Source organism: Variovorax sp. 01T439_2 (assembly GCF_056398445.1).
In genome coordinates this window covers 1-1,377 of the sequence record NZ_JBFTPJ010001221.1, presented here as the reverse complement: position 1 = coordinate 1,377, position 1,377 = coordinate 1, and the positions used below count along the sequence as shown (strand labels likewise).

The 1,377-nt window shown below is 64.7% G+C and carries 2 protein-coding genes and 1 pseudogene; all 3 read right to left on the bottom strand.

The annotated features are described in order from the left end of the window. Positions 1–294 (bottom strand): annotated as a pseudogene (locus AC1DOC_RS33735) (polyribonucleotide nucleotidyltransferase); the annotation flags it as partial. Between the two features lie 216 nt (positions 295–510). After that, a complete protein-coding gene (gene rpsO, locus AC1DOC_RS33730) occupies positions 511–777 on the bottom strand; it encodes a 30S ribosomal protein S15 (RefSeq protein WP_478131581.1) in 267 nt (88 codons plus the stop codon). 231 nt (positions 778–1,008) lie between these two features. Next, on the bottom strand, positions 1,009–1,377 hold a 369-nt coding region (locus tag AC1DOC_RS33725; protein WP_478131580.1), incomplete at its 5' end, for an aminotransferase class I/II-fold pyridoxal phosphate-dependent enzyme.

Below are 1,377 nucleotides of genomic sequence, written 5' to 3'. Positions count from 1 at the left end.
GTCGATCAGGCGGCTGGTCAGGGTTTCGTGTTCGCTGGGCTTGGCTTCGCGCTTGAAGAAGCTGCCGGGGATCTTGCCCGCGGCGTAGGTCTTCTCGATGTAGTCGACGGTCAGCGGGAAGAAGTCCTGGCCCGGCTTGGCGGTCTTGGAGGCGACCACGGTCGCGAGGATCACGGTGCCGTCGATGTCGACCACCACGGCGCCGCTGGCCTGGCGGGCGATTTCACCGGTTTCCATGACGACGGTCTTGTCGCCCCATTGGAAGGACTTGGTGACTTTGTTGAAGAGGCTCATGTTTTGCTCCTGTTTTGAGAGCGGATGACCTGCATTGGGCGCAGGTTCCGCAGGGACGGAGGCTTCTCAGAACACGATGCCATTCCAGCGAAGCTCGGCGGGAACTTCATTGGAATGACRCAGCTTCGCTCTGTTTTGGCACTCCGAAAGTGGATCGCGAAGTAAAAAACGCCTGAGCTAGCGGACTAACCCAGGCGTTTTTTCATGCGATTCGATTTACTTGCGCAGACCCAGCTTGGCGATCAGCGCGGTGTAGCGGTCGGCATCCTTGGACTYGAGGTAGTCCAGGAGCTTGCGGCGGCGGCTCACCATGCGCAGCAGGCCGCGACGGCCATGGTGGTCCTTGGCGTGCGTCTTGAAGTGGGGGGTGAGCTCGTTGATACGGGCGGTCAGCAGTGCGACTTGCACTTCGGGGCTGCCGGTGTCGTTGGCGGCGCGGGCGTTGTCCTTGACGACTTCGGCCTTGATGGAGGCTGCGATCATTGAATTTCCTTTGTTCCGGGATGTTTGACTTGCGGTGAGCGCTGGAACTGCCCTCACCGTGCGCCTTGCGGCATGCAAAGCCATTCATTATAGCTCGCCCCCAGGCTCCGCGCACTTCGTGTCGCTCCTCCCTCCCCCTACCGGGGGCGATGCCTGCGGCCCGGCGGAGCCGGTTCCGCGGCATCTCTGGAACGGGCGGCTCGCCTGCGGCCTCGCCCCGCTGGTGCCCTTCTACTGTTTGGATAGCCAGATTTTGAGGCGCTCCACACCTTGGACCAGCCGCTGCGGGTCCTTGGAGGCGAAGCACCAGCGCAGCCAGCCCTGGGCTTCGGGGGCGAAGGCATTGCCGGGGGCCAGGCCGAGGCCGGCTTCGACGACCAGGCGCTTGGCGAGGTCGAGGGAGTCGCCGAAGCCTTCGAGGCGGAAGAAGGCGTACATGCCGCCCTTGGCGGGGGCCACCTGCACGCCGGGCAGCGCGGCCAGCAGGGGCACCAGGGTGTCGCGGCACTGCTTCAGGTGGGCCACCACGCGGGGTGTGATCTCCGCGGTGTGCTCGATGGCGGCGACGGCGGCGCGCTGGGTGAAGACGCTGGCGCAGGA